This window comes from Variovorax sp. YR266 (assembly GCF_900107295.1).
Classification (GTDB): domain Bacteria; phylum Pseudomonadota; class Gammaproteobacteria; order Burkholderiales; family Burkholderiaceae_C; genus Variovorax.
Genome location: NZ_FNPM01000012.1, coordinates 73730 through 98699 on the forward strand (window position 1 = coordinate 73730; position 24970 = coordinate 98699).

Annotated in this window: 26 protein-coding genes; 7 read left to right on the forward strand and 19 right to left on the reverse strand. The window is 61.2% G+C overall.

What is annotated here, in order from left to right; genetic code table 11:
• Positions 1-106 precede the first annotated feature (106 nt).
• A complete protein-coding gene (locus BLW48_RS26655) occupies positions 107-565 on the forward strand; it encodes a hypothetical protein (RefSeq protein ID WP_093178455.1) in 459 nt (152 codons plus the stop codon).
• Positions 566-713: 148 nt separating this feature from the next.
• Positions 714-1181, forward strand: a complete 468-nt coding sequence (locus tag BLW48_RS26660; RefSeq protein WP_093057684.1) for an Lrp/AsnC ligand binding domain-containing protein — start codon at positions 714-716, stop codon at positions 1179-1181.
• Between the two features lie 15 nt (positions 1182-1196).
• Here the strand turns inward: BLW48_RS26660 and BLW48_RS26665 are convergent, their stop codons facing one another.
• A complete protein-coding gene (locus BLW48_RS26665; RefSeq protein WP_093178457.1) occupies positions 1197-1898 on the reverse strand; it encodes a YggS family pyridoxal phosphate-dependent enzyme in 702 nt (233 codons plus the stop codon).
• Positions 1899-1949: 51 nt separating this feature from the next.
• Between BLW48_RS26665 and BLW48_RS26670 the strand changes: the two genes are divergently transcribed.
• A complete protein-coding gene (locus tag BLW48_RS26670; protein ID WP_007833310.1) occupies positions 1950-2993 on the forward strand; it encodes a type IV pilus twitching motility protein PilT in 1044 nt (347 codons plus the stop codon).
• A gap of 34 nt (positions 2994-3027) precedes the next feature.
• On the forward strand, positions 3028-4164 hold the full coding sequence (locus tag BLW48_RS26675) for a PilT/PilU family type 4a pilus ATPase (protein WP_093057686.1): 1137 nt from the start codon (positions 3028-3030) through the stop codon (positions 4162-4164).
• Between the two features lie 7 nt (positions 4165-4171).
• On the opposite strand, the gene BLW48_RS26680 is transcribed toward BLW48_RS26675, so the two are convergent.
• Complete coding sequence (locus tag BLW48_RS26680; protein ID WP_093178458.1) at positions 4172-5722, reverse strand: MFS transporter; 1551 nt, start codon at positions 5720-5722, stop codon at positions 4172-4174.
• Positions 5719-6201: a MerR family transcriptional regulator gene (locus tag BLW48_RS26685; protein ID WP_093057688.1), complete on the reverse strand. Its 483-nt coding sequence runs from the start codon at positions 6199-6201 to the stop codon at positions 5719-5721. The genes BLW48_RS26680 and BLW48_RS26685 overlap by 4 nt, the downstream gene beginning before the upstream one ends.
• An 87-nt stretch (positions 6202-6288) precedes the next feature.
• Between BLW48_RS26685 and BLW48_RS26690 the strand changes: the two genes are divergently transcribed.
• A complete protein-coding gene (locus tag BLW48_RS26690) occupies positions 6289-7197 on the forward strand; it encodes an NAD(P)-dependent oxidoreductase (RefSeq protein WP_093178460.1) in 909 nt (302 codons plus the stop codon).
• A 51-nt stretch (positions 7198-7248) separates the two neighbouring features.
• Here the strand turns inward: BLW48_RS26690 and BLW48_RS26695 are convergent, their stop codons facing one another.
• The 3 genes from BLW48_RS26695 to BLW48_RS26705 form a co-directional block, all read right to left on the reverse strand.
• Positions 7249-8073 carry a BON domain-containing protein gene (locus BLW48_RS26695; RefSeq protein ID WP_177142417.1) on the reverse strand — a complete coding sequence of 275 codons (825 nt, stop codon included), beginning with the start codon at positions 8071-8073 and terminating at the stop codon, positions 7249-7251.
• A complete protein-coding gene (locus BLW48_RS26700) occupies positions 8070-8714 on the reverse strand; it encodes an SIS domain-containing protein (RefSeq protein WP_093057690.1) in 645 nt (214 codons plus the stop codon). The genes BLW48_RS26695 and BLW48_RS26700 overlap by 4 nt, the downstream gene beginning before the upstream one ends.
• An 87-nt stretch (positions 8715-8801) precedes the next feature.
• Entirely contained in the window at positions 8802-9176 is a 375-nt protein-coding gene (locus BLW48_RS26705) for a YraN family protein (protein ID WP_093178462.1), read from the reverse strand.
• Between the two features lie 54 nt (positions 9177-9230).
• On the opposite strand from BLW48_RS26705, the gene rsmI reads away from it, so the two are divergent.
• Positions 9231-10184 (forward strand): 16S rRNA (cytidine(1402)-2'-O)-methyltransferase, encoded by a 954-nt coding sequence (rsmI, locus tag BLW48_RS26710; protein ID WP_093178463.1) that lies wholly within the window; start codon positions 9231-9233, stop codon positions 10182-10184.
• On the opposite strand, the gene BLW48_RS26715 is transcribed toward rsmI, so the two are convergent.
• The 6 genes from BLW48_RS26715 to BLW48_RS26735 form a co-directional block, all read right to left on the reverse strand.
• Entirely contained in the window at positions 10181-10909 is a 729-nt protein-coding gene (locus tag BLW48_RS26715; RefSeq protein ID WP_093178465.1) for a glutathione S-transferase, read from the reverse strand. The genes rsmI and BLW48_RS26715 overlap by 4 nt on opposite strands.
• 76 nt (positions 10910-10985) lie before the next feature.
• A complete protein-coding gene (locus BLW48_RS26720) occupies positions 10986-11489 on the reverse strand; it encodes a pentapeptide repeat-containing protein (RefSeq protein ID WP_093178566.1) in 504 nt (167 codons plus the stop codon).
• A 396-nt stretch (positions 11490-11885) separates the two neighbouring features.
• Positions 11886-12422: a hypothetical protein gene (locus BLW48_RS35090; protein WP_177142418.1), complete on the reverse strand. Its 537-nt coding sequence runs from the start codon at positions 12420-12422 to the stop codon at positions 11886-11888.
• A 13-nt stretch (positions 12423-12435) separates the two neighbouring features.
• A complete protein-coding gene (locus BLW48_RS26725) occupies positions 12436-14256 on the reverse strand; it encodes a LysM peptidoglycan-binding domain-containing protein (RefSeq protein WP_093178467.1) in 1821 nt (606 codons plus the stop codon).
• A 15-nt stretch (positions 14257-14271) separates the two neighbouring features.
• Positions 14272-17046: a type VI secretion system Vgr family protein gene (locus BLW48_RS26730; RefSeq protein ID WP_093178469.1), complete on the reverse strand. Its 2775-nt coding sequence runs from the start codon at positions 17044-17046 to the stop codon at positions 14272-14274.
• Positions 17047-17285: 239 nt separating this feature from the next.
• A complete protein-coding gene (locus tag BLW48_RS26735) occupies positions 17286-18143 on the reverse strand; it encodes an inositol monophosphatase family protein (protein ID WP_093178567.1) in 858 nt (285 codons plus the stop codon).
• Positions 18144-18304: 161 nt separating this feature from the next.
• Here BLW48_RS26735 and BLW48_RS26740 point away from each other — a divergent pair, with 161 nt between their 5' ends.
• Positions 18305-19471, forward strand: coding sequence for a tyrosine-type recombinase/integrase (locus BLW48_RS26740; RefSeq protein WP_093178470.1), 1167 nt, complete (start codon positions 18305-18307; stop codon positions 19469-19471).
• Between the two features lie 130 nt (positions 19472-19601).
• Here the strand turns inward: BLW48_RS26740 and BLW48_RS26745 are convergent, their stop codons facing one another.
• The 7 genes from BLW48_RS26745 to BLW48_RS26770 all read right to left on the reverse strand — a co-directional run bounded on the left by BLW48_RS26745 (position 19602) and on the right by BLW48_RS26770 (position 24572).
• Positions 19602-20435 (reverse strand): DUF4435 domain-containing protein, encoded by an 834-nt coding sequence (locus tag BLW48_RS26745; RefSeq protein ID WP_093178472.1) that lies wholly within the window; start codon positions 20433-20435, stop codon positions 19602-19604.
• Between the two features lie 5 nt (positions 20436-20440).
• On the reverse strand, positions 20441-21820 hold the full coding sequence (locus tag BLW48_RS26750; protein WP_093178473.1) for an AAA family ATPase: 1380 nt from the start codon (positions 21818-21820) through the stop codon (positions 20441-20443).
• A 540-nt stretch (positions 21821-22360) separates the two neighbouring features.
• Positions 22361-23203, reverse strand: a complete 843-nt coding sequence (locus BLW48_RS26755) for a hypothetical protein (RefSeq protein WP_143047788.1) — start codon at positions 23201-23203, stop codon at positions 22361-22363.
• A gap of 101 nt (positions 23204-23304) precedes the next feature.
• Positions 23305-23577, reverse strand: coding sequence for a hypothetical protein (locus BLW48_RS35095; RefSeq protein ID WP_143047789.1), 273 nt, complete (start codon positions 23575-23577; stop codon positions 23305-23307).
• On the reverse strand, positions 23574-23927 hold the full coding sequence (locus BLW48_RS26760; protein WP_143047790.1) for a primase/helicase family protein: 354 nt from the start codon (positions 23925-23927) through the stop codon (positions 23574-23576). Before BLW48_RS26760 ends, BLW48_RS35095 begins: the two co-directional genes overlap by 4 nt.
• On the reverse strand, positions 23924-24208 hold the full coding sequence (locus BLW48_RS26765; RefSeq protein WP_093178478.1) for a hypothetical protein: 285 nt from the start codon (positions 24206-24208) through the stop codon (positions 23924-23926). The genes BLW48_RS26760 and BLW48_RS26765 overlap by 4 nt, the downstream gene beginning before the upstream one ends.
• An 88-nt stretch (positions 24209-24296) precedes the next feature.
• Positions 24297-24572 carry a hypothetical protein gene (locus tag BLW48_RS26770; protein WP_256330939.1) on the reverse strand — a complete coding sequence of 92 codons (276 nt, stop codon included), beginning with the start codon at positions 24570-24572 and terminating at the stop codon, positions 24297-24299.
• Positions 24573-24970: the final 398 nt, after the last annotated feature.

Below are 24970 nucleotides of genomic sequence, written 5' to 3' on the forward strand. Positions count from 1 at the left end.
ATGTACCTGACAGAAACGTCATCTACGGGTTATCGACCCCGCGGATGCGCTTCGTAGAGTTGGCTTCACCAACCAAGGCAACCCAACCACCCTCAAGGAGTCCCGAATGAACAAGCAAGCTTCCGCCACCCGACTGCTCGGCACCGCCACCCTCGCCGCCCTGCTGGGCGTGATCGCAGCGCCGAGCTTCGCCGGCAACTACGCCGAGGGCGATCCGCGTCCCGTGCCGCTGACCTCGTCGACGACGCGCTCAGCGGTGACCGCCGACGCAGTGCAGTGGCTGAAGACCGCCCCCACGCAGGGCTACACCAGCGGCTATCAGCAAGAGGCGGTCGCAGTCTCGGCCAACACCCGCGCCGCGGTGGCGGCCGACACGCGGCTGTGGATCCAGTCGGGCCTGGCGGCCCAGCAGAGCGGAGAAGCCGGTGCCGATATGACGAAGCCCGGCTACCGCCAGGCGGCAGCCGAATACACCAAGCTGCGCGCGAGCCCCGCCTACGGCGCACTGGTCGACCAGCTCAAGAATCGGCAAGCGGCGGCACAGTCGCAGACCCAGGTTCGCTGAGAGCGCGCGAAAGAGCTGACGGCGCACGGCGGCGCCCTGGGTAGGCCAGGGTAGACCACCGCCAGCGCCTTGGTTCTATCTCCTATGGTCAGCGGTCATAGGCCGCATCTTCCGCCAGCAATCAGCGTTCGGGCCGGATAATCTTCTGATGCTCGACCTGGACCGCATCGATCTCCGGCTGCTGAAGATCCTTCAGGAGGACGGCCGCATCACCAACCTCAAGCTGGCCGAGGCAGTGGCGCTCTCACCCACCGCGGTGCTGGCGCGGGTGCAGCGGCTCACGCGCGACGGCTTCATCCTGGGCTACGAGGCTCGCCTCGATCCGCACAAGCTGGGCCGCGGCTTCACCGTCTTCGTCGAGGTGCTGCTCGACCGCACCACACCCAATGTGTTCGACCAGTTCAAGGCGGCCGTGCAGGTGCGCGACGAGATCATGGAATGCCACATGGTGGCGGGCGGCTTCGACTATTTGCTCAAGACCCGCATGGCCGACATGGCCGCCTATCGTGAGTTCGCGGGCACCGTGCTGTGGCAATTGCCCGGCGTGCGCGAGACGCGGACTTATGCGGTGATGGAAGAAGTGAAGAGCAGCGCGCGCCTCCCGCTGGGGGTGTGAGCGCGCCAGCTGACCTCAGGCGGGCTTGCGTGCCCGCCCACCGAAGATCGCCGTGCCGACGCGCACCATCGTGCTGCCTGCGCTGATCGCCGCTTCAAGATCAGCGCTCATGCCGAGCGACAGCGTGTCGAGTTCGATGCCCGCGTCGCGAATCGACTGGTACACCGCATGCGCGCGCAGGCACAACGCGCGCTGCGCCTCGAAGTCCGCCGCCGGTTCGGGGATCGCCATGAGCCCGCGCAGCCGCAGCTGTGGCAAAGCCGCCACAGCGCGTGCCAGCGCCAGTGCCTCTTCAGGCGGCACGCCGGACTTGTTGGCGCCGCCGTCCACATTAACCTGAAGGCATACATTGAGCGGCGGCAGGTGAGTCGGCCGCTGGGCCGACAGGCGCTCGGCAATCTTCAGCCGGTCGATGCTGTGGACCCAGTCGAAGTGCTCGGCCACGGGCCGCGTCTTGTTGCTTTGCAGAGGGCCGATGCAGTGCCATTCGAGGGTGGCGCGCAGATCGGCGAGGGCTTCGATCTTGTCCAGACCCTCCTGCACGTAGTTCTCGCCGAAGGCCGACTGGCCCGCCGCATGCGCCTCGCGCACCGCCTCCGGCCCGAAGGTCTTTGACACCGCCAGCAGCCGCACCTCACCCGGGTCGCGGCCGGCCGTTACACATGCCTTTGCGATCCGGCTGTTTACTTGCTGGAGGTCGTCGCCAATCATCGTCATAATCGTCCAAAATCGTATCAAAACGTCACCGAACTCGAGCCGAGGAGCCCCGTGGACATCACCCAATTGCTGGCGTTCAGCGTCAAGAACAAAGCCTCCGACCTGCACCTTTCCGCAGGCCTGCCGCCCATGATCCGCGTGAACGGCGACGTGCGCCGCATCAACGTCGACGCGCTCGATCACAAGGGCGTGCATGCCATGGTGTACGACATCATGAGCGACACGCACCGCAAGCACTACGAAGAGTTCCTGGAGGTCGACTTCTCGTTCGAGATCGACGGCCTTGCGCGCTTCCGTGTGAATGCCTTCAACCAGGCGCGCGGCGCGGCCGCGGTGTTCCGGACCATTCCCTCGAAGATCCTGACGCTGGAGCAGCTGAACGCGCCAAAGATTTTCGGCGAACTCGCGCTCAAGCCGCGCGGACTGGTGCTGGTGACGGGCCCCACGGGCTCGGGCAAGTCGACCACGCTGGCTGCGATGGTCAACTACCTCAACGAAAACGAGTACGGCCACATCCTCACGGTGGAAGACCCGATCGAGTTCGTGCACGAGTCGAAGAAGTGCCTGATCAACCAGCGCGAAGTGGGCCCGATGACGCTGTCGTTCTCGAACGCGCTGCGCTCCGCCCTGCGCGAAGACCCGGACGCCATCCTGGTGGGCGAGTTGCGCGACCTCGAAACCATCCGCCTCGCAATGACCGCGGCCGAAACGGGCCACCTGGTGTTCGGCACGCTGCACACCTCGTCGGCCGCCAAGACCATCGACCGGATCATCGACGTGTTCCCGGGCGAGGAAAAGGAAATGATCCGCGCGATGCTGTCGGAGTCGCTGCAGGCCGTGATCTCGCAGACGCTGTGCAAGACCAAGGACGGCCAGGGCCGCGTGGCGGCGCACGAGATCATGCTGGGCACGCCCGCCATCCGCAACCTGATCCGCGAGGCCAAGGTTGCGCAGATGTACTCCACCATCCAGACCGGCCAGGGCTCGGGCATGCAGACGCTCGACCAGAACCTGACAGAGCTGGTGCGCCGCAATACCATCTCGGCAGCCGAAGCCCGCGGCAAGGCGAAGATCCCCGAAAACTTCCCGGGCTGATTCAAGAAGAGCAGCCCCCAGGAGCACAGACATCATGGAACGCGATCAAGCCAGCCAGTTCATCAACGACCTGCTCAAGCTCATGGTGAGCCGCAACGGCAGCGACTTGTTCATCACCGCCGACTTTCCGCCGGCCATCAAGGTCGACGGCAAGGTCACCAAGGTGTCGCAGCAGGCACTGGGCGCGTCGCACACGCTGGCGCTCACGCGCTCGATCATGAACGACCGCCAGACGGCGGAGTTCGAGCGCACCAAGGAATGCAACTTCGCGATCTCGCCGACCGGCATCGGCCGCTTCCGCGTGAACGCCTTCGTGCAGCAGGGCAAGGTCGGCATGGTGCTGCGGACCATTCCCGCCAAGCTGCCGACCATCGACGGCCTGGGCATGCCGCAGATTCTGAAAGACGTGTCGATGACCAAGCGCGGCCTCACCATCATGGTGGGCGCCACGGGCTCGGGCAAGTCGACCACGCTGGCCGCGATGATCGACTGGCGCAACGAAAATTCGTACGGCCACATCGTGACGGTGGAAGACCCGGTCGAGTTCGTGCACCCGCACAAGAACTGCGTGGTGACGCAGCGCGAAGTGGGCATCGACACCGACAGCTGGGAAGCCGCGCTGAAGAACACGCTGCGCCAGGCGCCAGACGTGATCCTGATGGGCGAAATCCGCGACCGCGAGACCATGGAGCATGCGGTGGCCTTCGCCGAAACCGGCCACCTGTGCATGGCCACGCTGCACGCCAACAGCGCCAACCAGGCGCTGGACCGGATCATCAACTTCTTCCCCGAAGAGCGCCGCGCGCAACTGCTGATGGACCTGTCGCTGAACCTGCGTTCGCTGGTCTCGCAGCGGCTGGTGCCAACCGAAGACGGCCAGGGCCGTGTGGCCGCGGTTGAAGTGCTGCTGAACACGCCGCTGATTTCCGACCTGATCTTCAAGGGCGAGGTCGGTGAAATCAAGGAGATCATGCGCAAGAGCCGCAACCTGGGCATGCAGACCTTCGACCAGGCGCTGTTCGACCTGTTCGAAAGCCACTCGATCACCTTCGAAGATGCCATCCGCAACGCGGACTCGGCAAACGACCTGCGGCTGCAGATCAAGCTGAACAGCCAGCGTGCGCGCAGCACTGACCTGGCCGCCGGCACCGAGCACTTCGCTATCGTTTAGGCGGCAGTCAATCGATCGTTCGCTGCCACGCAGCGAAGATTCCCGCCGCCAGCGCAACCACCGCCATCGCGGTGAACCCGTCCAGCGAGGCCATGAACGTGGCCTGCTGTTCGAGCGTGCGGTACAGCGTGCCCAGCGCCATCGCATGCGCCTCGCCGGCAGCATGGCCCGCCGCCGCGAACCCACGGGTCAACGAATCCAGCGCCTGCATGAAGCTCGCGTTCGCGGGATTGGCCGATTCGCCGAGCCGCACCTCGTGCAGCGCCAGCCGGTGCTGCTGCAGCGCGATCACGCTCGAGGTCGCGAATGAAATCGCCAGCTGGCGCACGAGGTTCTTCAGCCGGTAGCCGTGCGCGAACTCCTCTGCCGCGAATGGCTTGAAAGTGAGGTTCGCCACCGGCAGCACGACGAACAGCATCAGCAGCCCGCGCAACAGCAGCGGCACCAGCAAGGCCTCGCGCCCCGCCTGCGGCGTGACCCGCGACAGCCACCACGCCGCCAGCGCCGCAATACCGAAGCCCGTGACGATGAGCCATTTCTTGCGGGCCAGCCGCGCCGAGTACTTCAGGTAGACGAACACCAGCAGCCCGGTCGCGAGCGAGGCCGCGCCCGTGAAATAGCCGGTGTTTCCCACGGTGAAGCCGAGCCCGCCTTCCATCATCCGCGGCAGCAGGTAGCTGAAGCCCGTCGAGAGGTAGTAGTAGACGACGTACAGCGCCAGCCCCACGCGAAACGATGCATTGCGCAGCGCATGCAGCCGCACCAGCGGCGCGGGGTGTTGCCATTGCTGCCAGCCGAACCACGCGAGCCCCGCCACGCCGGCGATGGTGAGGCCGATCAGTGCTGGCGATCCGGTGAACAGCTCGAAGTGCGAGCGCGTCAGCACCACCTGCAGCGCAGCCTGCGCGAGTGCGAACACCACGTAGGCGACGTAGTGCGGCTCGGTGCGCTCGTGCGGCTCGACGTCGCCGATGTCGGGCAGCGTCCAGAGCACGAGCAGCCCGATCAGCGCCGCAACCGGCGCGGTGCTCGCGAACAGCCAGCGCCAATCGAAGTTGGTCACGAGAAAGGCGCCCGCGATGGGCGCCAGAGCGCCGCCGAAGACGATCAGCACCATGAACGCCTTCAGCGCCTTGGCGCGACGCGCGGGCGGAATACCGATCTGGATCAGGATGCGGCAGGCGCCGAGCATCGGGCCGACGAAGTAGCCCTGCACGGCGCGCGCGAGCGTGAGCTGCATCGAGCTGTCGCACAGCGCCGCGCCCACGCCGCCCAGGGCAAAGGCGAACATGCAGACGGCCAGGTAGCGCCGGTAACCCAGCCGCTCGATCCACGCATGCTGATGCAGGATGCCGAGCACCGCGCCCAGCGCATAGGCGCTCGAAGCCCACACCAGTTCGTCGGGCGAGGCGTTGACGCCGCCGGCGATGTAGCTGGCGAAGAAGGCGAACAGCGCGTTGTCGAAATAGTCGATGGCCGTGACGAGGCCGATGGCCCAGGGCAGCAGCGCGGCCGCGGCATTGCCGCGCGAAGGCCACGCCAGAGCCGAAGTGTTCATGACGCCGGCCGTTCCTTGCGGCGCTGTTCGAGCGCCTCTTCCACCGGCTCGCCGGCCAGGCGACGCTCCACATAGTCGAGGTCGCGCCGCAGTTGCACCTGCAGCGAAGCCGCCTCCTTGAGTTCGCGGCGGACCTGCGCCACGCGCGCATCGAGCGTGCCCAGCTGCTCGGTGAGCGTTTCGCGCAGCGTCTTTAGTGACGCATTCGACAGCCGCGGGCGCCCGCCTTCGGCCGGCGCCTCCATCGGCTGCTGCAGCATCGTGGTGATGGCCGTGAGCGAAAAACCCAGCGAGCGCATGCGAAGCACGCGCGCCAGCTTGTCGAGGTCTGCCTGCTCGTACAGGCGGTAGCCACCCTCGCTGCGCACCGGCACCACGATGCCCAGCTCCTCGTAGTACTTGAGCGTGCGCGGCGTCACGTCGAGCCGGGCCGCGGCATCGCGCACGGTGATGGTCTTGGCGGGGCTCGGGTCGGTCATGGTGGAGGCATTCTACTCAAACCTGTACGTTCACGTACATGTTAAGGCCATCGCGCCTGTCGCGGAATGGCTTTAAGCTGTCGCCCCATGAGCAGCATCAACACCCGCACCTACGAATCCGTCCCCGCGCAGACAGTGGCTTTCCTCGGCCTCGGCGTCATGGGCGGCCCCATGGCAGGCCACCTGGCCAAGGCCGCCCACAGCGTCACGGTCTACAACCGCACACCAGCCAAAGCACAGGCCTGGGCCGCCGAGTTCGGCCCGCCCGGGCGCCATGCCGCCACCCCGCGCGAAGCGGCCGCCGGCGCCGACATCGTGTTCTGCTGCGTCGGCAACGACGACGACCTGCGCTCAGTGGTACTGGGCGACGACGGAGCTTTCGCCGGCATGAAGAAGGGCGCGGTGCTGGTCGACCACACGACCGCCTCGGCCGACGTGGCGCGCGAACTCTCCAAGGCCGCGCAGGCGCTGGGCCTGTACTTCATCGACGCGCCGGTCTCGGGCGGCCAGGCCGGCGCGCAGAACGGTGCGCTCACCGTGATGTGCGGCGGCGACGCGGCGGCGTTCGAACGCATCAAGCCCGTGGCCATGGCGTTCTCGCGCGCAGTCACGCTGCTGGGCGAAAGCGGTGCCGGCCAGCTCGCGAAGATGGTGAACCAGATCGCCATCGCGGGCCTGGTGCAGGGCCTGTCTGAAGCCATCGCCTTCGGCCAGCGCGCCGGGCTCGACATGGAGGCGGTGCTGGGCGTCATCAGCAAGGGCGCGGCCCAGAGCTGGCAGATGGAGAACCGCGGCAAGACCATGATCGAGGGCAAGTTCGACTACGGCTTCGCGGTCGACTGGATGCGCAAGGACCTGGGCCTGGTGCTCGACGAGGCCAAGCGCAACGGCGCGCGCGTGCCGGTGACGGCGCTGGTCGACCAGTTCTATGCCGACGTTCAGCAGGCCGGCGGGCGACGCTGGGACACGTCGAGCCTCATCATTCGACTCAAATGAAAAAAGCCCGCTGATGCGGGCTTTTTTCATTGCGACGCTGCTGCCTGTTTGTCAGCGCACCGGCGAGGTCGTCGCGTTGCCCGAAGGCTGCGTGGGCGTAGAGCCCGACGCAGGCAGCGGCTCCATCGGCGGCAGCGGCACGCGCGAGGTGGAAGAAGAAGACGACGACGAAGGCGTGGACGGCGAGGCCGACGTCACCGGCGCCGGGCCCGTACCGCCACGCTGCGCCGCAGCCTGGTTCGCCGCCTGGCTGGCTGCCAGGTCCGCTTCGCTCACGATCTCGACCACCCGCACCACCTTCACCACGCCCGAGATGCCGCGCGTGATTTCGGTAGCACGGTCGGTTTCGCGCCGCGTGGCGATGCCCATCAGGTAGACCGTGCCGCGCTCGGCCACCACCTTGAAGGAATTGGCGAAGATGTCCTTGGCATCGAGCAGCGAGGCCTTCACCTTGCCGGTGATGTAGAGGTCGTTCGAGCGGTCCTGGAAGGTGCTCGAGGCGCCGATGGTCAGTTCGTTCACCACCGAGCGCACGTTCACGATGCGGCTCACCTCGTCCTCGACGCGGCGGCGGTCGGCATCGCTGCCCACGGCGCCGGTCAGCAGCACCTGGCGGTTGAAGCTGGTGACGCTCACGTACATCTGGTCGTTGGCGATGTCGCGCACGCGGGCCGCGGCACGCAGTTCGATGCCCTGGTCATCCAGTTGCGCGCCCGAGCTGCGGCGGTCGGTGGCCACCATGCCCACGCCCACCACGGCCGCGCCGCCCACGACGAGCGGCACGCAGGCGGAAAGGCCTGCAACCAGTGCGGCGCCCAAGGTGAGGGCAAGGGCGAAACGCTGGGTCGATGTCGTCTTCATGGTCGTCATGGTCATGAGGAAGCTTCCTGTTCTCCGAGTAACTGGGCATCCACGCCGTCGCACAGGCAATGCAGCGCGATCTGGTGGATTTCGTGGATGCGCGCCGCACGCTCGTGCGGCACGCTGATCTGGACGTCGGTTTCGCGCAGCGCGCGGCCAATGGCGCCGCCCGAGCCGCTGCTGCCCGCGCCCGGAGCCGAAGGCACGCCCGAAACGGCGTTGCCCAGCAACGCGACCACGGTCATGTCGCGCTCGTGCGCGGCCGCCACCGCAGCCAGCACCGACGCAGACTGCCCGCTGGCGCTCAGTGCGAGCAGCACGTCGCCGGCCTGGCCGAGCGCACGCACCTGTCGGGCAAAGCGGTCGGAGTCCGCAGCACTGGCGCTGTCGGCCTCGGGGTCGGTGGTGTCGCCGGGCAGCGCGATGGCACCGAGCTCGGGCCGCTCGCGTTCGAAGCGGCCCACGAACTGCGCGGCGAACTGGGCCGCCAGCAGACCAGACACGCCAGCGCCGCAAGCCAGCACCTTGCCGCCGCTGGTCACGCAGGCCAGGATGGCCTGCATCGCTTGAGAGATGGGTTTGCTGAGGACCGGTCCGGTCTGGTATTTGAGGTCGGCACTATCGATGAAGTGCTGCTGAATACGTTGCTCAAGCATGAGGCGGGATGATAACTGGGGGTTGTGAAACAAGACGTGTGAGTTGTGGAGCCCTCGGCAGGGCTTCAGTTCCCCATGCGGGGCACTTCAGCCGGCATCGAAGGCGCCTTGAAGCCAGGTGATTTTCTCCTCGACCAGCACCACGTCGAAACGGCATGGCGGCACCACGCGCAGCCGGCTCAGGTAGTGCTGCGCGGCGAACACGATGCGCCGCTGCTTCATCCCTGTGATGCTGCCGCCCGCGCCGCCGTGCGTGCCGGCGCTGCGCTGACGGACCTCGACGAACACCAGCGTGCCGCCTGAGGAGCCGCGCGGATCGCGCATGATCAGGTCGATCTCGCCGCCGCCGCGCCCGGGCGTCCGATAATTGCGCGCGAGCAGCAACAGGCCGGCGTCCCGCAGGTAGTCGAGCGCGGCGTCTTCCGCCGCATCGCCCCGATGCTTCGTTGTGGTGGTCTTCATGGCTCCCTGCCTGCAATCTTCTTTTTTGTTCGTTCATTCCGACGGAGAAACCTCTTGGCTTCACTCGCCCCTGCTTCTTTCGGCGCCGCCCTCGCGGCCGCGCACGACGCCGCGGGTGCGCAGCATTATCCGCAGGGCACGCTCTACGTGGTCGCCACGCCCATCGGCAACCTGGCCGACATCACGCTGCGCGCGCTCCATGTGCTCCAGCTGATGGACGCCATCGCCTGCGAGGACACGCGCCACACGCAGAGCATGCTGCGCGCCTACGGCATCGACCGCCCCGGCGCGCGGCTGCTGGCGGTGCACCAGCACAACGAAGCCGAGGCCGCGCAGACCGTGGTCGCGCGGCTCGCGCAGGGCGAGCGCATCGCCTATGTCAGCGACGCCGGCACACCCGGCGTAAGCGACCCCGGCGCGCGACTGGCCGCAGCCGTGCGCGCGGCCGGGCAGCGCGTGCTGCCGCTGCCGGGCGCCAGCAGCGTGACCACGCTGATCGGCGCGGCGGGCCTCGTGGCCGATGGCGGCAGCGACGGCAATGCCAGTAGCAGCGCCTTCGTCTTCGCCGGCTTTCTGCCGAGCAAGGCTGGCGAGCGCGACACCGCCGTGCAGGCGCTGTTGCAAGAGCCGCGCGCCGTGGTGCTGCTCGAAGCGCCCCACCGCATCGAGAGCCTGGCGCGTGCACTGGCCATGCTGGGCGAGCGCCGCATCACCGTCGGCCGCGAGCTCACCAAGCAGTTCGAGGAAATCGCCACCGTCGCGGCCAGCGCCCTGCCCGAGTGGTTCAGCGCCGACCGCGACCGCACGCGCGGCGAGTTCGCGCTGGTGCTGCACCCCGTGGCGGTGAGCGGCGACGGCGGCGCGGAAGGCGAACGCGTGCTGCGCCTGCTGCTGGCCGAGCTGCCCGTGAAGACCGCGGTGAAGCTGGCTGCCGAGATCAGCGGCGCGGCGCGCAATACGCTGTACGAGACCGCGCTGCGCATTCGCAATGGCGCGGAAGAAGCCTAGGCGTCCAGCTCGGCGTAGCGCCTGAAGATGCCGTCTTCGTTGAACGCAATGCGGCGCGGGCTCTGCAGGTAGTCATGCACGCGCTGGCGGCGCCTGACGTTGGCATGCAGCTTCTCGACCGCGGGCGTTACGGCCAGCGCTCTCGCCGTGGCCTTCGGAAATGCGTAGTGCAGGCCGTCCACCAGCTGGAACAGCGACAGGTCCGCATAGGTCAGTACATCACTCACCAGGTGCAGGCTGCCCGCGGGGTTGCGCTGGAGCACCCGCTCGAACCAGTTCAGGAACTTCGGGATGCGCTCGTCACGAAAGGCCCGTGCACGCTGTACGGCTGCGTCGCGCTGGTCTTCGTAGTAAGCGCCAACCGAGATCGGATGGTGCGTGTCGTGCGCCTCGGCCACTACGTCGGCGATGGTGAGCTGCAGCTGGTGCGTCCACAGCCCGTCGGACTCGCCCACGCCAGACAGGCCGAGCCGAGGCCCCAGGTACAGCAGGATCGCGGCGGTCTGCCCAACCACGATGTCGCCATCGACGAGAAAAGGCGGTGCGAATGCGGGGCGCGCACTGTTGGGGTCGTCCAGCCGCTCGCCGAGGGCTGACTCGCCTCCGCCCTTGGCTTCAGGTAGCCGCGCCACGTCGACATAGTCGGCGCCAGCCGCCTCGAGCGCGAGCCGCACGAATTCGCCGCGGCCCTGGATGGTGGGCCAGTAATGGAGTTGGTAGGGCATGCGGCCATGGTGTCACGAGTGCGGGGACCATGGCAACCGTGCGTGCGCTGCGCAGCATCATGCGAAGAACGCCCCGTCACACCGCGCTGTTGAGGATCGTGTCCTCGAACTGCAAGTGCTCGAAGTTGCTGCCCGTGAAGTCGATGCCCTCGCCTCGCAATCCAAGGGCCTTGACCTGCGTGCCGGTGCATTCGAGCAGCTTGACTTCGGACCACCGGCCCTGATCGAAGTTGACTCCGTTCAACCGGCACTGCATCAAGCAACTACCGCTGAGTGTGCTTCGCCTGAATTCGGCGCGATCGAAGACACAGTTGACGAAAGTGCAGCCGGTGATGGAGATGCCGCTGAAATCGCAGGCATCGAAGACACAGTCGGTGAACCGGCAGGCCGTCCATTGCGCTTGGCGAAAAGTCGTGGCTACGAACCTGCTGCCAACAAACACGGAATCGGTGAACCGGGCCAGATCGAGGTCGAGACCGACATAGGCAGAGGCGTCCGTTTGCCCAGCCAAGGCGGCCGGAGCGCCACCCGCGCCTTTGCGCCAGAGGTCGTGGTTGAGGATGATTTCTTGCGAACTCATTACGGTCTGTTCATTCGTGGCTTTGCTGGCGAGGAGGCCACTCGATGCGCGAGAGCTGAACTGTGGGAGGGCGAGCATTCCAGGCTTCCAGGCAAGCCTCGCTGCAGCACGGCCACCAGCCGAGCGGCCCATCCGCAATCAACTTGCCACAGCCCACTCGACACCAGCGGGATTTTTGAAGTGTCGAGCGTGCCCGCAGGTGAGCGGATTTGGCGTGGTGCGGTTTTTGGGTAGGCGGATCTAGCTCCGCCTCGGGCTGGTGCGATTCCTCCGAATATTTCATTTTTTGCAAAACAGTTGCCTGGGATTGCTCCATTCACTCCAAATAGAGCGCATTGCCACTTCTTTCAATGAAGCGGCTAAATTTATGGGAGTCCAAATAATTCATGGAGACCTCTATGGTGCGCGAGTTATGGGAGGGAGGAGTTTACAAAATGCGTCTTCAATATTTTCGGCACTCGAAGACGTCTTCAGTGCAATTGGATAGGTCTTAACCCCTCTTGCTCCGGCAGTAAAACTCATCATGCGAAAGGTTTTTTCGCCGTCATAAAAAATGACTCCATCAAGCCCGTCGTGCACATTGGCCTTAGGGTCTCTGAATGAACGCAGCGCGCGACTCAATTTCAAAAATGATGGCGCATCTCGCATAAAAAATACCTTCCTAATTAGCTCATTTGTCACACCAGGAATACGGGCATTTAGATACAAGATCGAATCATTGCCTGTCCAGTTAATTCTACAAACCGAGTTCATGCGATCACTATTTGCAAACTCGTCAATTTTTCTTGAAACCTCCTGATCATCAGCGCCCCCTCCAAGACTGACCCAAGCAACAAAATGATCATCTCTAAATCCCGCGAAAGAGCTCGCAGAAAGAAAAAATAGAACAGCAACAAAGCACCTTCCAAAAACACGACCTCTAATAGTTTTCATTTTCCTCAGACCCTCAGTTGGTTTTAGTTTTGGTTTTTCTTTTTTTCGACTCAGGAGGGACGCCAATCACCTTATTCAGCGCATCAACATTCATCGCATCCAACCCGGGGCTTTCAAGATCTTTTCTGGCCTTCTCATAATAAATAGCGGGAACAAAGTATCGCAAATAATCAGAATTCTTCACAACCACCTCCTTTTCCCGCCCATCCTTACTAGCCACTTTCATCGTTTGCACCAAACTCATATTGAAGGGCGAAAATTTAATTCGATCATCTTGATTTCCGCCCAATAAAATCAAATCTCCCTCTCCTGCCTTTCCATACGCAAATCCAACGTGATATCCATGCCCACCCCTATACGTAGCAACCGAAATAGCACCATATATTGGCCTATCCAACTCAACAAACAAAGGATTTCGAATCTTTCCCTTTTCATCCATTTCATAAAATCCGTGTGCCCGCCCCATTGTCGCTCGACGATCTCGAAAACCCACGTTTTCTATTGGATACCCTGCCTTCAACAGGCACCAATTGACAAAGGCAGCGCACCAAGCCATTTTGGTCAGAAACTTTGAACCATCCCCGATCTCGACGTGATAGTCAATTTCGCCTTCCAATACTTCTTCATGCTTGCCATATCTAAGTTTCGCTTCTGCGATAGCAATGGCCATCCAAGGAGCACGCCCAGAAACTGGATTGATCAACGCCAGCACCTTGCCTGCTCCCTCTTTGGACCGCTCTGAATCCGATGGCTCTATGCTGGACAGAATTGGAGCTTCCGGTGGCGGAGGAAGACGTGGGCGCTTTGGCGGGATTGCCGGGGCTATTGGTGTCTCCACCGTTGTTACTAGTGGAGTCGCCAACTTATCGCTTGGTTTTACCTTGCCACTTCCATTGATCAGCAATACCTCGCCTGGATAAATCCTGTCACTGCTCAAGCCATTACCATCCTTGATTGCATCAACGCTGGTGCGATATAGCTTTGCAATTTTCCAGAGGCTGTCTCCAGGCTGAACCACATAGCTCATCGGCTTCTTCTTCCCTGCCGTGGAGCTGTTGATCTTCTCCGAACCCGCAACACCCTTCCACTTTCTGAATTTCGCCAAAAGATTGAAATCCTTGCCGGCGCTTCCTTGAATCGATCCAACTATCACTGGCTCCTTGGTCTTCGGGTCCATGACCTTGACATGCACGGCTGAGTTGTCTGCAGGATGAATCACGGGCGGGAAGCGCCCTGTTTCATCAGATTTAGCCTTTTCTTCCTTGCCTCCTTTTTGCAAAATTATTTCCGTATCAGGCAGAGGTTGACTGCCATTGGTAGCGTTGATTCTGCTTACGACAACCCAGGTTTCTTTTCGAGTCTCGGTATTGGCGTGATATCCCTCGATCTCCGAAATGCCGTTCGTTATTTTTTCGAGCTCTGCATCGGTGCATTCGCCTATTTTTCTGTGGGCTGGAATGCCGCTCGTCTTGAGTAAATCGCTCGTATATTTTTCTGTATTGTTTTCATTTTTCGGGGCATAGATGGGGATAGCCTCTGAGATGGTTCGCTCGCCGTGCAGCCGCTTCAGGTTTGCTTTCAACTCCTCTCGCCCTGAGTCTTCGTCGGGAAAGATCAGAAATGTTCTGTTCGATCGAGTTGTGGCAAACCCGATGTAGCCCTTTGCCTTCTTTGGGGCTGGCACACCATTTACCATTCGGGCTGTCAAATCTCCAGGATTGTTGATTCGCCATGGCAAGGTTCCGCCAGAGCGCAGCAAATGGCGGCCGTCTTCACAGATGAATTCGGCGACTTCGATATTGGGGTGGTAAGTTGCAGATATCAGCTTTGGCATGATCAGATTTAGCGCTTACGCCTGCCCTTTCAAATGGGCCTCCACCGCAGACTCAGAAAGAAAATGATTGAGACCGAAATTGCCCGTCGATTTGGCGAATCTTGAGTTTTCGATATCTGACGAGCTATCGCTCGAGCCATCGCTTTCGCCTTCGTCGTTTTCAGGCTCGAAAGCATCTGCATTGCTCCGTGCCGCACGAATCGTCGGAATGGGGCTCCAGCCCCAGACTTCTTCACCCACGATCAGCGTTGCCTCGTCTGGCGTCTCGAAGCTGATTCGCGGTAGCCGCCCATCGTCGGGAATGACTCCCTCAGCCTTGATCTGCTTTCGCTCGTCCAGAATCTTGTAGGGCAGCCCCGCCATTTCCATGTGCTTGAAGACTTCGTCGCTGCCAAGAGGTGCGAAGCGAACGCTGTACTTATCGTCGTGGCCGACACCCTCCATTCGCAGGAGCTTTTCCATGTCCATCGGCCCCGCGTAGCTATGGGTGCTCGCGTGCTCACGCCAAAGGCCTTTCGTCCCATGCACGATCCCCGAGGCGCTCCACTTGGTGAAGCTGCTGCCTCCATTGATCAGGATCTCTTCCTTGGCGGTGATGCTGATCTTGTTGGCCTCCAGCTTGATGTCGAGCTTGGCCAGCAGGTTGATGCTGTTCTGCAGGGCGACGATGTCTATGCCGGCGGTAGCGGCTGTCAGGCGGATGGCCTTGTAGGCGAAGAGGCGTGCGGCCTCCTTCACGCTGACCAGGAAGCCCTTGCCTGCGCTGATGCTGGTATGGCCACCGCTGCTCAACGCGTTGTGGGTGATGCTGGCGATGTGGGTGGCGCCCGCCGCGGTGCTCTGGATGCCGGCCGCGCTGGCGAGCACGAGGTGAGGTTCGCTGAGTTCCGGAAACGCGCCTTGCTGCGAGCCACCATCGCCACCCTTGCCCTTGATGGCGTCGTTCTGCTCCTTGAGAACCGTCGTGACCGCATCCTGGTCGCCCGCTTCGTGCGCCTTGGCTTCTTGGGCAGTTTGGCTCTGGCGTTCGTGCAGATCGCGTGCGGCTGTCAGGCGCGCCACGGTCTCCCCCAGGTCTGTGATGTGCGCCTGCGCATCGGGTCGTGTCTCGGTGGAAAGCAACAGGCCCCTGGCGGCGCGCACTGCGGCATGGCCATCGGTACGCAGTTCGGCGCCCTCGCCGCGGTCGTCCTTGCGGCCTGCCGTGTCATCGATGCGACCGATGTGGCCAAGGCTCAGGCTGCTGCTGAGGTGGTCGCTCTTGAGTTGCGCCTGGATCTTTCCGGGGTGGTCGTCCAGCGCCAGATGATTGCCGCGTGCTCCGCCCGTACCGCCCGAACCATCGTTTGCGCTCAGCTCGCGGCTGCGAATGCCTGAGAGATTCGTCTGTTCGGGCAAACGCCACGCCGGCATGTTCTCTGCGTTGAACACGCGTCCGGTGATGATGGGGTAGTCCGGATCGCCACTCAGAAAATCGACGATGACTTCATGGCCGATGCGTGGCAAGGCCGCTGTGCCGAAGGTGTCGCCGGCCCAGGACGTGGACACGCGCACCCAGCAGCTGGAGTTCTCGTTGCGCTGGCCGAGGCGATCCCAGTAGAACTGGACTTTGACGCGGCCGTACTGGTCGGCCCATATTTCTTCATTCTTCGGGCCGACCACGATGGCCGTCTGCGGACCACGCGTGCGAGGCTTTGGCGTGGTGCGCACCGGTCGCCATGCGTAGCTGACTGGCTGCGCTTCGAAGGCAAAGCGCTGGACGGAGCCCTCGCCGGCATTGGCACCTTCGCTGGCCTGGAGGTTTTCTTGCAGCTCGTATTCGACGCTGGTCAGAAGGTACTTCTGGTTCTGGTCGTCCCTTGGGTGGCTGGCGAGCTCGAATGTGTAGCCTGGCGCGAGCTCGCGCCGGTTGGAGCGCCCACCCGCAACACAGCGCGCGCTCAACTGCTCTTCGGTTCGAATGCGCGTATAGGTCTCTCCGTCGTCGTGCTGCTTGTAGCCGCCGGGCCATGCGTACAACTCGAAGTCGTCGAATGCATGACCCGAGTGCGTTTGCAGCTGACTCGAGAGGTCCGCCCTGGGTTTGAGGGGGTCGTATTCATTGGTGAAGTGAAAGCCGGAGCGGACTTCTTCGCCGGTCTTCCATTCGTAGATGCGCTCGTTCGGCCTCGGGCCTCCGCCGGTCATGCCCGCCTTCTCCAGGGGATGGAAGCGCACCGTCTCGCCACCGGGCAGCGGATCGTGCGATGTGGCGATGTCGTCCGCGAACACGAGCACCTGTTGCGAGGCCTCGTGCCTGAAGTAGTAATAGATACCTTCGTGTTCGCACAGGCGCGAGATGAAGGCGAAATCGGTCTCGTCGTATTGAGTGCAGTAATCCCACGTGCGGTAGCTGCGGCTGAGCTTCTGTTCGGAGGGAAAGCCGTAGCGCTCCAGCACTTCCATCACGATTTCGGGAACGCTCCTTGATTGGAATACGCGGAAATCACTGCGCCTCGTCGCGAGCCACAGCCAAGGCCGCAGCTGAAGGCGATAGAAGGAATGCCGGGCGTCTTCCTGCTGGAACCCGAATGCCGCGGCGATGCCGCCCAGGTAGCGCGTGCCGCCGCTTTCCGTTTGCACCGCCACGGTGGCGGGCTTTCCGAGCAGCAGTTTCGGATCGATGCCGTTGCTGCTGCCCAGCAGGTCGACTTCGAAATCGTAGAGCCGGCTCAGCGCCTCACGACCGGCAAGCCGATGGAATTGCAGCGCCGCTCCCAGCGGCGTTTGAATGGTGACGCGGCGGGTCATTGCACCGCCGAAGACGCAAAGACGCACGCCGGGCGAACATGCCAGCGCGTGCCATCGAAGATGGACATGGATCCTCCCTGAAATCGCTCCGCTCTAACGGCGGTAAGCTTTGTCAGAGTATGTAAGTGCCTGGAGCTTTCCAGCAGGCAGCAATGAGAAGTGCCTGCGAATCCGTGAACGAATACACGCGCCCAAAGTGGCTTGCGCGCCTCGGCAAGAACGTTGGTTCCGAGTGTTTACTAGTCGGTAGTCGGATCGCCCTCGGGCGCATCCGAAAAAAGAGCGTCTCTCAACAAACCCCAAGAGCTCTGATCGGGCGCGCAGATCAACCCGCCAGTGAGATGGTCCGGCTTGTACGGCGACCCGTCGAAATGGGCGCTGTAGCCGCCTGCCTCTTCATGAATGAGCCAGCCCGCGGCGTGGTCCCAGGGCATCAGCTTGTAATAGAGCAGCGCGTGGCAATGGCCCGCGGCCGCCATCCTGTATTCATGTGCAGCACAACGCATCCAGAAGTTCATGGCGACCTTCGGCAAACTCCGGATCACCGTCGAGCGCATAGGCTGCGGAAGGAAGTTGGTGCCAGCCACCACGTGCATCTGGTTGACCGGCACAGGGAGAGCGACCTTTATCTCCTTGTCGATCATGTCGGCCCCTTGCCGCCAGGCACCGCCCCCGCGCACTGCGAATGACGTGTCGTCGCAGACAGGGTCATGGATGACGCCCATGACAACCTCGCCTCGCACCGTGGCCGCGAGCATGACGCCAAAGAGAGGAACGCCGGAAGAGAAGTTCTTCGTTCCGTCGATGGGGTCGATGATGAACGCGAGGTCGGCCGTTGCGATCCGCGACAGCACGCCGGGGTCGCGACCCGCCGCCTCCTCGCCAATGACGAGCGCGCCTGGATAGAGCTGAAGCAGTCGCTGCGCAATCTCGCGTTCCGCAGCCTCGTCTGCATCCGTGACCACGTCGAAGGTAGAGGATTTTTCTCTCGTGCTGCTGGCCAGCGAGCCATTGAAGCGCGGCATGATCTCGGCGCGCGCGACTTCGGCCAGGATCTTCCCCGCGATCACCGCGTCATGGCGAGTGAATGTTTTCATGCAGAGGCATTTCTCCGGGGAAAAATGAAAAAGGCCGGAAGCTTCTGAAAGCTTCCGGCCTTGTATCTGGTCCGCCGCCAGGAACCCAAGCTCCCTCTGAAGACGGCCAAAATTTGGCACTTGTGCCCCCATTTGTGCCCCCAGCCTGCTTAGATTGCTCTATGAAACTGACTGACGCGAAGCTCCGGACGCTAGAACGCCAAGGCAAACACTCGGATGGCGGAGGCCTGTACCTCGAACTAACAGCTGCCGGGGGAAGGTATTGGCGCATGAAATATCGCTTCGGGGGCAAAGAGAATCGCTTGGCATTTGGAGTCTATCCCGACGTGAGCCTCAAGAAGGCCCGTGAGCGCCGCGACGCGGCACGGAAGGCACTTGAACGCGGCGAAGATCCGGCGGCGCTACGCAAAGCCGCCAAAGCAAGGATCAAGCATGAGGTGACCAACACGTTTGAAGCCGTCGCCCGTGACTGGTTGGCACACCAGGCGGGACGCTGGGAAGCCATCACGCTGCAGCGCACGCAAGCCTCCCTCGAAGCGGATATCTTCCCTGCCTTCGGCGACCGCCCAATGGCGTCTATCACCGCTCGCGACGTGATGCAGGCTGTAAAGAAGATTGAAGAGCGCGGCGCAAGCGAGATGGCCACTCGAGTCCTTCAGCGAATTAAGGCAGCCTTCCGCTACGGAATGACCCACGAGCGCATTGACAGCAACCCGATGTTGGACCTTGTTCCTGGTGAGATTCTGAAGCCTCGAAGGGTAACGCACCGCCCCGCCCTCGCAGAGCGCGAGCTACCCGAATTCATGGCTAAGCTGACCAACTACCAGGGCGACCCGCACACGCTACATGCTCTGCGACTCCTGATGCTCACCGCAGTTCGACCAGGCGAAGTACGAGGTGCTCGCTGGGAAGAGTTCGACCTCAGGGCCGGGCTGTGGCGGATCCCAGCTGAGCGCATGAAGATGCGCGCCGAACACGTGGTGCCATTATCTAAACAGGCCGTCCAAATTTTGAAGTCAATGCACGCGCTCAGCGGCCATCGTGAACTGACTTTCCCGAGTCCGTTCTACCCGAGCAAGCCCCTTAGCGAGAACACCATCAACAGCGCATTGGCGCGCATGGGTTACAAGGGTGAAGCCACTGCGCATGGCTTCCGGGCCCTTTTCTCAACCATCGCCAACGAAGCCGGCTGGAGCCCGGAGGTGATCGAGCGCCAACTCGCGCATGTGGAGCGCAATCAGGTAAGAGCGGCCTATAACCGTTCAACGTATCTGCAGGACAGAGTGAAACTGATGCAGTGGTGGGCCAATCGTCTGGACCCAGCCTAATCGAAACGGGTCTGCCCGCGCGACGACGTCAACCGATTCAGGGAGGATGAGGTCGCGCGCTTTGTCGAGAGCGAGATCAATGTAAGTGGGTGCCGCTGGTACGCCGCCGCATTCAGAGATACATCAGCGATCACGCCTTCAGTAACTTGACGCCAAGCCGCTCTTCTATGCGATTAAGGTCTGCATACATGCGAGTAGCTGCAAGTTGAGCGTCATCAAAGGCGAGCGCCAGCATGCGGGTGATATCGGCTTCCGTGCTCTGTCGTCTCGCCAAGACGTTTTTCATGCCCTGCGTCAAGATTCTGACGCAATCATGTCCCTGCACCAGAACCCATTTTCCATACTTTTGCAATCCTGCAAGATGCAAATCAAGGTCTTCCTGGGTCAATCCCGACAGTTGCAAGAATTGCCGGTGCAATTCATTTAGATTGAATTCCCAATTATCGGCCCGAACAAATCTGTAGGGGGATAAAAAATCAAAATTGACACCAAGGTGATTTTGATAATTTAAAAATCTCAGCTCCCCAAATTTTCTCGCTATTGATTCAATGTAATCGCTTACAGTTGCACGGATTGAGTCTTCAAATACAACCACTCTATCCATTTCGGCAAAGTGATCTAAAAAGCGACTTAGGCAAGGACTTCTAAGCAATGTGACCTCAAGGTCATTCTCGTCAGTTATTGCAAGAAAGTCGGCGTAGTGGCGAACTCCACTCAAATGATCAAAGTCTGCGTCATAAACGCCGACCACATAATTTTTCCCTGCTTCAGAAGCGTGTCGAGCAACCTCAATAAGGTTTTGTTTGCCTTCACAATCGACGATTGTGACCTTCCTTGGTACAGTTCGTGCCTTCCAGAATCGTGAATCGTCGTGGCCTTCGACGATGAACCCAGTAGTTTGCTCCACAGCTCGAAGCATTTCAATCTCCGCAACTACTACGCCAGGAGTTTTATTCGTGAACATTGTGTTCAATCGAAAGTCGACTCAAGCTGGCTGGAAGAAAGCACAGCCATCAAATCTGCTCGATCTCCGACAATATATGGAGAATGGGTGGCAAGCAGTACGTCAAATCTCGCAAGTTTAATGACTTCCAGCAAATCATCGAGGAAGCTTCTCTGCCAGCTAACATGAAGAGATAATTCGGGCTCGTCAATAAGAACCAATGTATTCGGCGATGTTTTGAAAAGCAAATCATACAGGAGCACAATTTCATGCTGCTCTCCCGACGACAACGCATTAATTGCGATCTTTTGATTGTCCGCACCCTTGACAATCAAGCCAGATTCACGTGAAATTCCAACAGTCTTGTTGGTAAATTTCTTATTCAAAATATTAAGCAGAAGCTCGACGCGAGATGCAAGGCTTTCAAGAACCTCCAACTTCATTACCGTGTCCCTCGCATACACGGACATAACTGAGATTTGCGTCGAATCCAAGCTATCTAATTGCGCGATTTGCAGCGGATAAGGATTCTGCGCTTCTTCCCCACGGTCGAGCAATCCAATTGTGCGAAGGCGGCCGCGCGAAACCTCAACGCGTTGCATTTCTCGCTTCAAAATGTCCAAAGGAAATGGCTGAACGCTACCTTCAATCAATCTCTGAGGAAAACTCTGATCAAGTTTTTGTGATTGCTTCGCATAATTGGCAAGAGTGGCGTCGACTTGCTTTTTCAAGTCTTCAGAATACGCTCGAACTGTTTCCGTCATGCGCGATGATGTAGGCCGATACCGCCATTCAGGACCACCCCCATGAGAGACCCGAATTAGTCGCTGCGCCTCAATGAAATGAGATTTGATTCGATTTCGAAGGGTACGCAATCCCTTGGGCTCTTTTGATGTAAATTTTGCGCGAGTCCGTGGGTGAGCATCACCATACCGCTCTATTAACACCTCGGCCGTCAATAATTCTTCTGAAGTGCGGTCAATAAACTCTTCTGGACCAACTTGACTAATGAAAGGCAATTGCTCCGCGAGATTAGCCGCATGCTTGTTGATATTGAGCGCATCGCCATGTAAATCCGCCTGCGCCGACTCTCCTTTGGAGTCCGTGAATTTCACGGTGATGGAGTCGGAAATATTCTTTTCTTTTGATCGCACCGATATCAATTCAGCCACGCTACCGTCGCTGAACATGACTTCGAAGGTATCAAATTGCACTTTTGCGAACTCGGCATATCGACCCGAGATAAAGGCGTGAGTGAGCTTTAAGAAAACTGTCTTTCCAACCCCATTTGGCCCATGAATTATTGTGACTCGATCATCTGTCAGAGTAACGTTGTGAATATAAAGGCCAAAAAGTCCTGAGACTTTTATCGATTTAACTCGAACTAATTCTTCTACTTCGCTCATACGCCTCCCAATTTATGAACTGGCCGAGCCTCGCAGATTTCGGCCCCACAAGAAAGTAAGCTTTTGTATCACACACTACAGCTGACTGCTTCAGTTGTTTGGTCGACGATGTCCGCTTCAGTGTTCAAGCATTGACTTGGGGCGTCGGGAGTAGGCCCGCAGACACGAACTCCAGAAGTCATTTTTGTGCGATCTAGAAGCTCGTCGAGACAGCGACGCTTGCGCGCCTCTCAGACCATTGAGTTGCCCGCTTGAGCTGCGCGTGACCCTCCTGTAAGCGCTTCGGCGTCTCTTGGTCCTGAGGGAGCATCGACAGGACCACGCACCGTAGCGCGCAGTCTTGACCCCGCCACGCCTGCGCTCTAAATGCCCCTGTTTCGACGGCACCGTCGAGCGACGGTACAGCACTCACATCCCCAGCGTGGAACCTTCCGAGCGGGATGTTCTATCTTGTCGAAATTTGACGCTTTTTTGGGCCTACCCGTGCGCTAGGGTGAAGCGCCCGTGACGTCACGTGCAGGGGGAGCCACAGGACCCGGCTTAGAGCTTATCGATGACTTCGATGCTTGCACCATCAGTGGAGACACGCCGGACTGCCCCTGTCGCTGGGTCGTAAAGCACAACCGCATTGAAGGTCGCAAAAACTACCCTACCGCGATGCTCCTGCCCCTCGGATTTCTTGACAGAAACGCAAGTTGTCGCTTTGATCTTTGTGCCCCCTCTTTGCGCGGACACCGGCTTCGATTGCAAGCGCGCGTCACGTCCTATCAGGGGTGTGCAGACTGTTGGGCCGACCACCCAATCATCTATGTGCGTAGATCCTGCCTGGAGGCCTGCGATTGGAATGATGCTCAGGAAGCAAGCGAGCAGTACGAGCCCGACCAGGACCACAAGCGAGGCCAGAGGCATGACCACGAGAGGGGTTCCCAAAATGAACAAGGGAACGCCGACGATGACCGCAACTCGCCTGTGCGCCGACGCGAAGCCACGTGCCTGCTTCACTGCGCCACTCAGGCCCGTCCAACGGCGCAGGAGGGCAGGAACGGCGAGCGCTAGTGCACCGACGAGGAGGATCGCAACCGCGACGATCAACGCGATCTTCGTGGCGGGCCAACTCATCTCCCATATCTCTGCGTAGAAGCCCCATTCCGACAGTTTGCTGAGGTACCCCAGCATCTGCATCACCGCCCAGCTACCGAGCGTCAGAAGGTCGGAGGTGGAATTGAAGACGACCGCATGGGGGATTCCGAACTTCGTTTCGACGGACAGTGCGACTCCGTAACCAAGTAGGGCGAGCACGATGGCCGCAGCCGACGAAACCGAGAGAAAGACGGTCAGCAACTGCGTACCGGAAAACTTGCGGGCGCTGGTGGTATCTGTCATGTACGGCCTGGAGGTGTTTGGCACGAAGATAACCGCCCGCCAAAAGGAAAAGGGCACTCACGCGCGGTGTGTGCCCTTTATTCGTCTTCAACTGTGTGAGGTCAAACCACTGACCCTAGTCGATCGTCGCCGTTGTGGACGTCGGCATGTCGGGGCATTCGGGCTGTCCATGAGCGCTTCCTTCGCGCAACACACGCATCTTGCGCATCTGGCCCGCCGCCGCGACCGAGATGAACGCGCGGCTTCACGGCCTTGCCGTTGTCGTCGAAGTCCCAGTAGTCGAGCGCGGGGTGCAGGCGCAGCACTTCGGGCACATTGGCGAGGATCAGGCCACGCCCGCGTAGGTACGTATGCACCGGGTCGCCTTCGGTCACGGGTACTGACGTACTCCAAAGCGCATCGATGCGCTCGCGGCGGTCTTGTCGCGCTTGGACTGCGAGCGGTGCGCGGCCATGCGTTGCTCGTGCATGCGGCGCTCTGCCGACGTCATCGCATCGGCGCTGCGGCTGCACCACGTGGCATACAGGCCCGTGCGCCAGTCCCAGAAGGCGCCGGCCGCGACCTGGTCGAGATGCAGCACGTAGCCGCCTGCGGTGTCGCTGCGCTTGCCGTTGGTGCTGAAGCGGTGGATGCGGCCGTCGGCCACAAGGGACTCGGGCGGCGTAAGGCCATGCGCGGCCATGCTGGCGGCGAACTGTTCGAGGGGGTGCAACACGCTATTCATGCGGCACCGCCCGTCTTCTGGAGTGCGGCGATGCGCAGCTGCGCAGGGATGCGCGCGACGGCCTCCAGCCATTGCCCCGCAGGGTGCATGCCGAACATGAGGTTCAGCGCCGCGCTGGAGCGGTCCTCAGTTTTGTTGCACCAGAAGCTGCTGCCGTCGCGCATCTCGCAGTAGGCGAACACGAAGGTGCTGTGCGTGTCGGTGAAGACGTGCGCAATGGAGGCGATACCGCCGCCCTCGATGGCGGGATGAATCTCGGAGTTGCGGTAGCTCAGATGCATGCCGACCTCCGCACGGTGGTGGCTTGCACGGCCAGCACGCTCAGCAAGCGCACGCCACCAGCGCCGATGACCTTGGCGTTGAACGCTTTCATTGCACACCGCCTTCGGTCAAGGCCATGCGTACCGATTCAATCGTGGTATCGGCGGTATCGATGCGGCGCTGCAGTTCGGCGTTCAGCAATTGCAAGAGCGCGCTGAGTTCACTGCGGGTCGCATAGACCTCTTCCGAATCGTTCACGCGCTGCGGCGCGATGAGTTTTTCGAGACACGCATACGCGCGCTGCACGTCGTGAATGTTGTCGATGTCGTCGGATGCCCGCAGCGCGAGCGATTCGGCGCTGTCCTGCAGGGGGCATGAGCTCATGGCTGCTGCGGTATCAGGCCTTGGCACTGCGTCGGGCGCAGCGGTGGCAGTTTCAGAAGATGCGGGGAGCGAGGGGGCGTGCGCGGACGCGCGAGCGGATCTAGCCATGAATGGCCTCCAAGAGCTTCGGTTTGCTAAAACCGCCGCTCCCGAGACCAATCGAGGGCGGCGACTCGACGGGTTGGTCTACCGGGAAGCTCTTGCGAGAACCGGCCGGGCTCGCGCCCGCCCATCGAGCCGCCAAAACTGGAGGCACGAACGGCAAAGCCGCAGACCCTGCGGGGAAACTGCGGCTTTCGTCGCAGAGCTTCAACGGGAGACCAATCCCGATCACACCTTTTTTTGACGTGACGGGCGCAGTATAGCGATGGGGGCATCCCATGCTAGGCGGATGGCAA

Coding starts and splice junctions, on each gene's coding strand:
- BLW48_RS26735 (WP_093178567.1), bottom strand. CDS start 18,143: ATGAAAACATTCACTCGCCATGACGCGGTGATCGCGGGGAAGATCCTG.
- BLW48_RS26685 (WP_093057688.1), bottom strand. CDS start 6,201: ATGACCGACCCGAGCCCCGCCAAGACCATCACCGTGCGCGATGCCGCG.
- BLW48_RS26675 (WP_093057686.1), top strand. CDS start 3,028: ATGGAACGCGATCAAGCCAGCCAGTTCATCAACGACCTGCTCAAGCTC.
- BLW48_RS26725 (WP_093178467.1), bottom strand. CDS start 14,256: ATGCCAAAGCTGATATCTGCAACTTACCACCCCAATATCGAAGTCGCC.
- BLW48_RS26765 (WP_093178478.1), bottom strand. CDS start 24,208: ATGCATCTGAGCTACCGCAACTCCGAGATTCATCCCGCCATCGAGGGC.
- BLW48_RS26680 (WP_093178458.1), bottom strand. CDS start 5,722: ATGAACACTTCGGCTCTGGCGTGGCCTTCGCGCGGCAATGCCGCGGCC.
- BLW48_RS26690 (WP_093178460.1), top strand. CDS start 6,289: ATGAGCAGCATCAACACCCGCACCTACGAATCCGTCCCCGCGCAGACA.
- BLW48_RS26695 (WP_177142417.1), bottom strand. CDS start 8,073: ATGACCATGACGACCATGAAGACGACATCGACCCAGCGTTTCGCCCTT.
- BLW48_RS26655 (WP_093178455.1), top strand. CDS start 107: ATGAACAAGCAAGCTTCCGCCACCCGACTGCTCGGCACCGCCACCCTC.
- BLW48_RS26665 (WP_093178457.1), bottom strand. CDS start 1,898: ATGACGATGATTGGCGACGACCTCCAGCAAGTAAACAGCCGGATCGCA.
- BLW48_RS26660 (WP_093057684.1), top strand. CDS start 714: ATGCTCGACCTGGACCGCATCGATCTCCGGCTGCTGAAGATCCTTCAG.
- BLW48_RS26730 (WP_093178469.1), bottom strand. CDS start 17,046: ATGACCCGCCGCGTCACCATTCAAACGCCGCTGGGAGCGGCGCTGCAA.
- BLW48_RS26760 (WP_143047790.1), bottom strand. CDS start 23,927: ATGAATAGCGTGTTGCACCCCCTCGAACAGTTCGCCGCCAGCATGGCC.
- BLW48_RS26715 (WP_093178465.1), bottom strand. CDS start 10,909: ATGCCCTACCAACTCCATTACTGGCCCACCATCCAGGGCCGCGGCGAA.
- BLW48_RS26755 (WP_143047788.1), bottom strand. CDS start 23,203: ATGACAGATACCACCAGCGCCCGCAAGTTTTCCGGTACGCAGTTGCTG.
- BLW48_RS26700 (WP_093057690.1), bottom strand. CDS start 8,714: ATGCTTGAGCAACGTATTCAGCAGCACTTCATCGATAGTGCCGACCTC.
- BLW48_RS26720 (WP_093178566.1), bottom strand. CDS start 11,489: ATGAGTTCGCAAGAAATCATCCTCAACCACGACCTCTGGCGCAAAGGC.
- BLW48_RS26740 (WP_093178470.1), top strand. CDS start 18,305: ATGAAACTGACTGACGCGAAGCTCCGGACGCTAGAACGCCAAGGCAAA.
- BLW48_RS26705 (WP_093178462.1), bottom strand. CDS start 9,176: ATGAAGACCACCACAACGAAGCATCGGGGCGATGCGGCGGAAGACGCC.
- BLW48_RS26750 (WP_093178473.1), bottom strand. CDS start 21,820: ATGAGCGAAGTAGAAGAATTAGTTCGAGTTAAATCGATAAAAGTCTCA.
- BLW48_RS26745 (WP_093178472.1), bottom strand. CDS start 20,435: ATGTTCACGAATAAAACTCCTGGCGTAGTAGTTGCGGAGATTGAAATG.
- BLW48_RS26770 (WP_256330939.1), bottom strand. CDS start 24,572: ATGAGCTCATGCCCCCTGCAGGACAGCGCCGAATCGCTCGCGCTGCGG.
- BLW48_RS35090 (WP_177142418.1), bottom strand. CDS start 12,422: ATGAAAACTATTAGAGGTCGTGTTTTTGGAAGGTGCTTTGTTGCTGTT.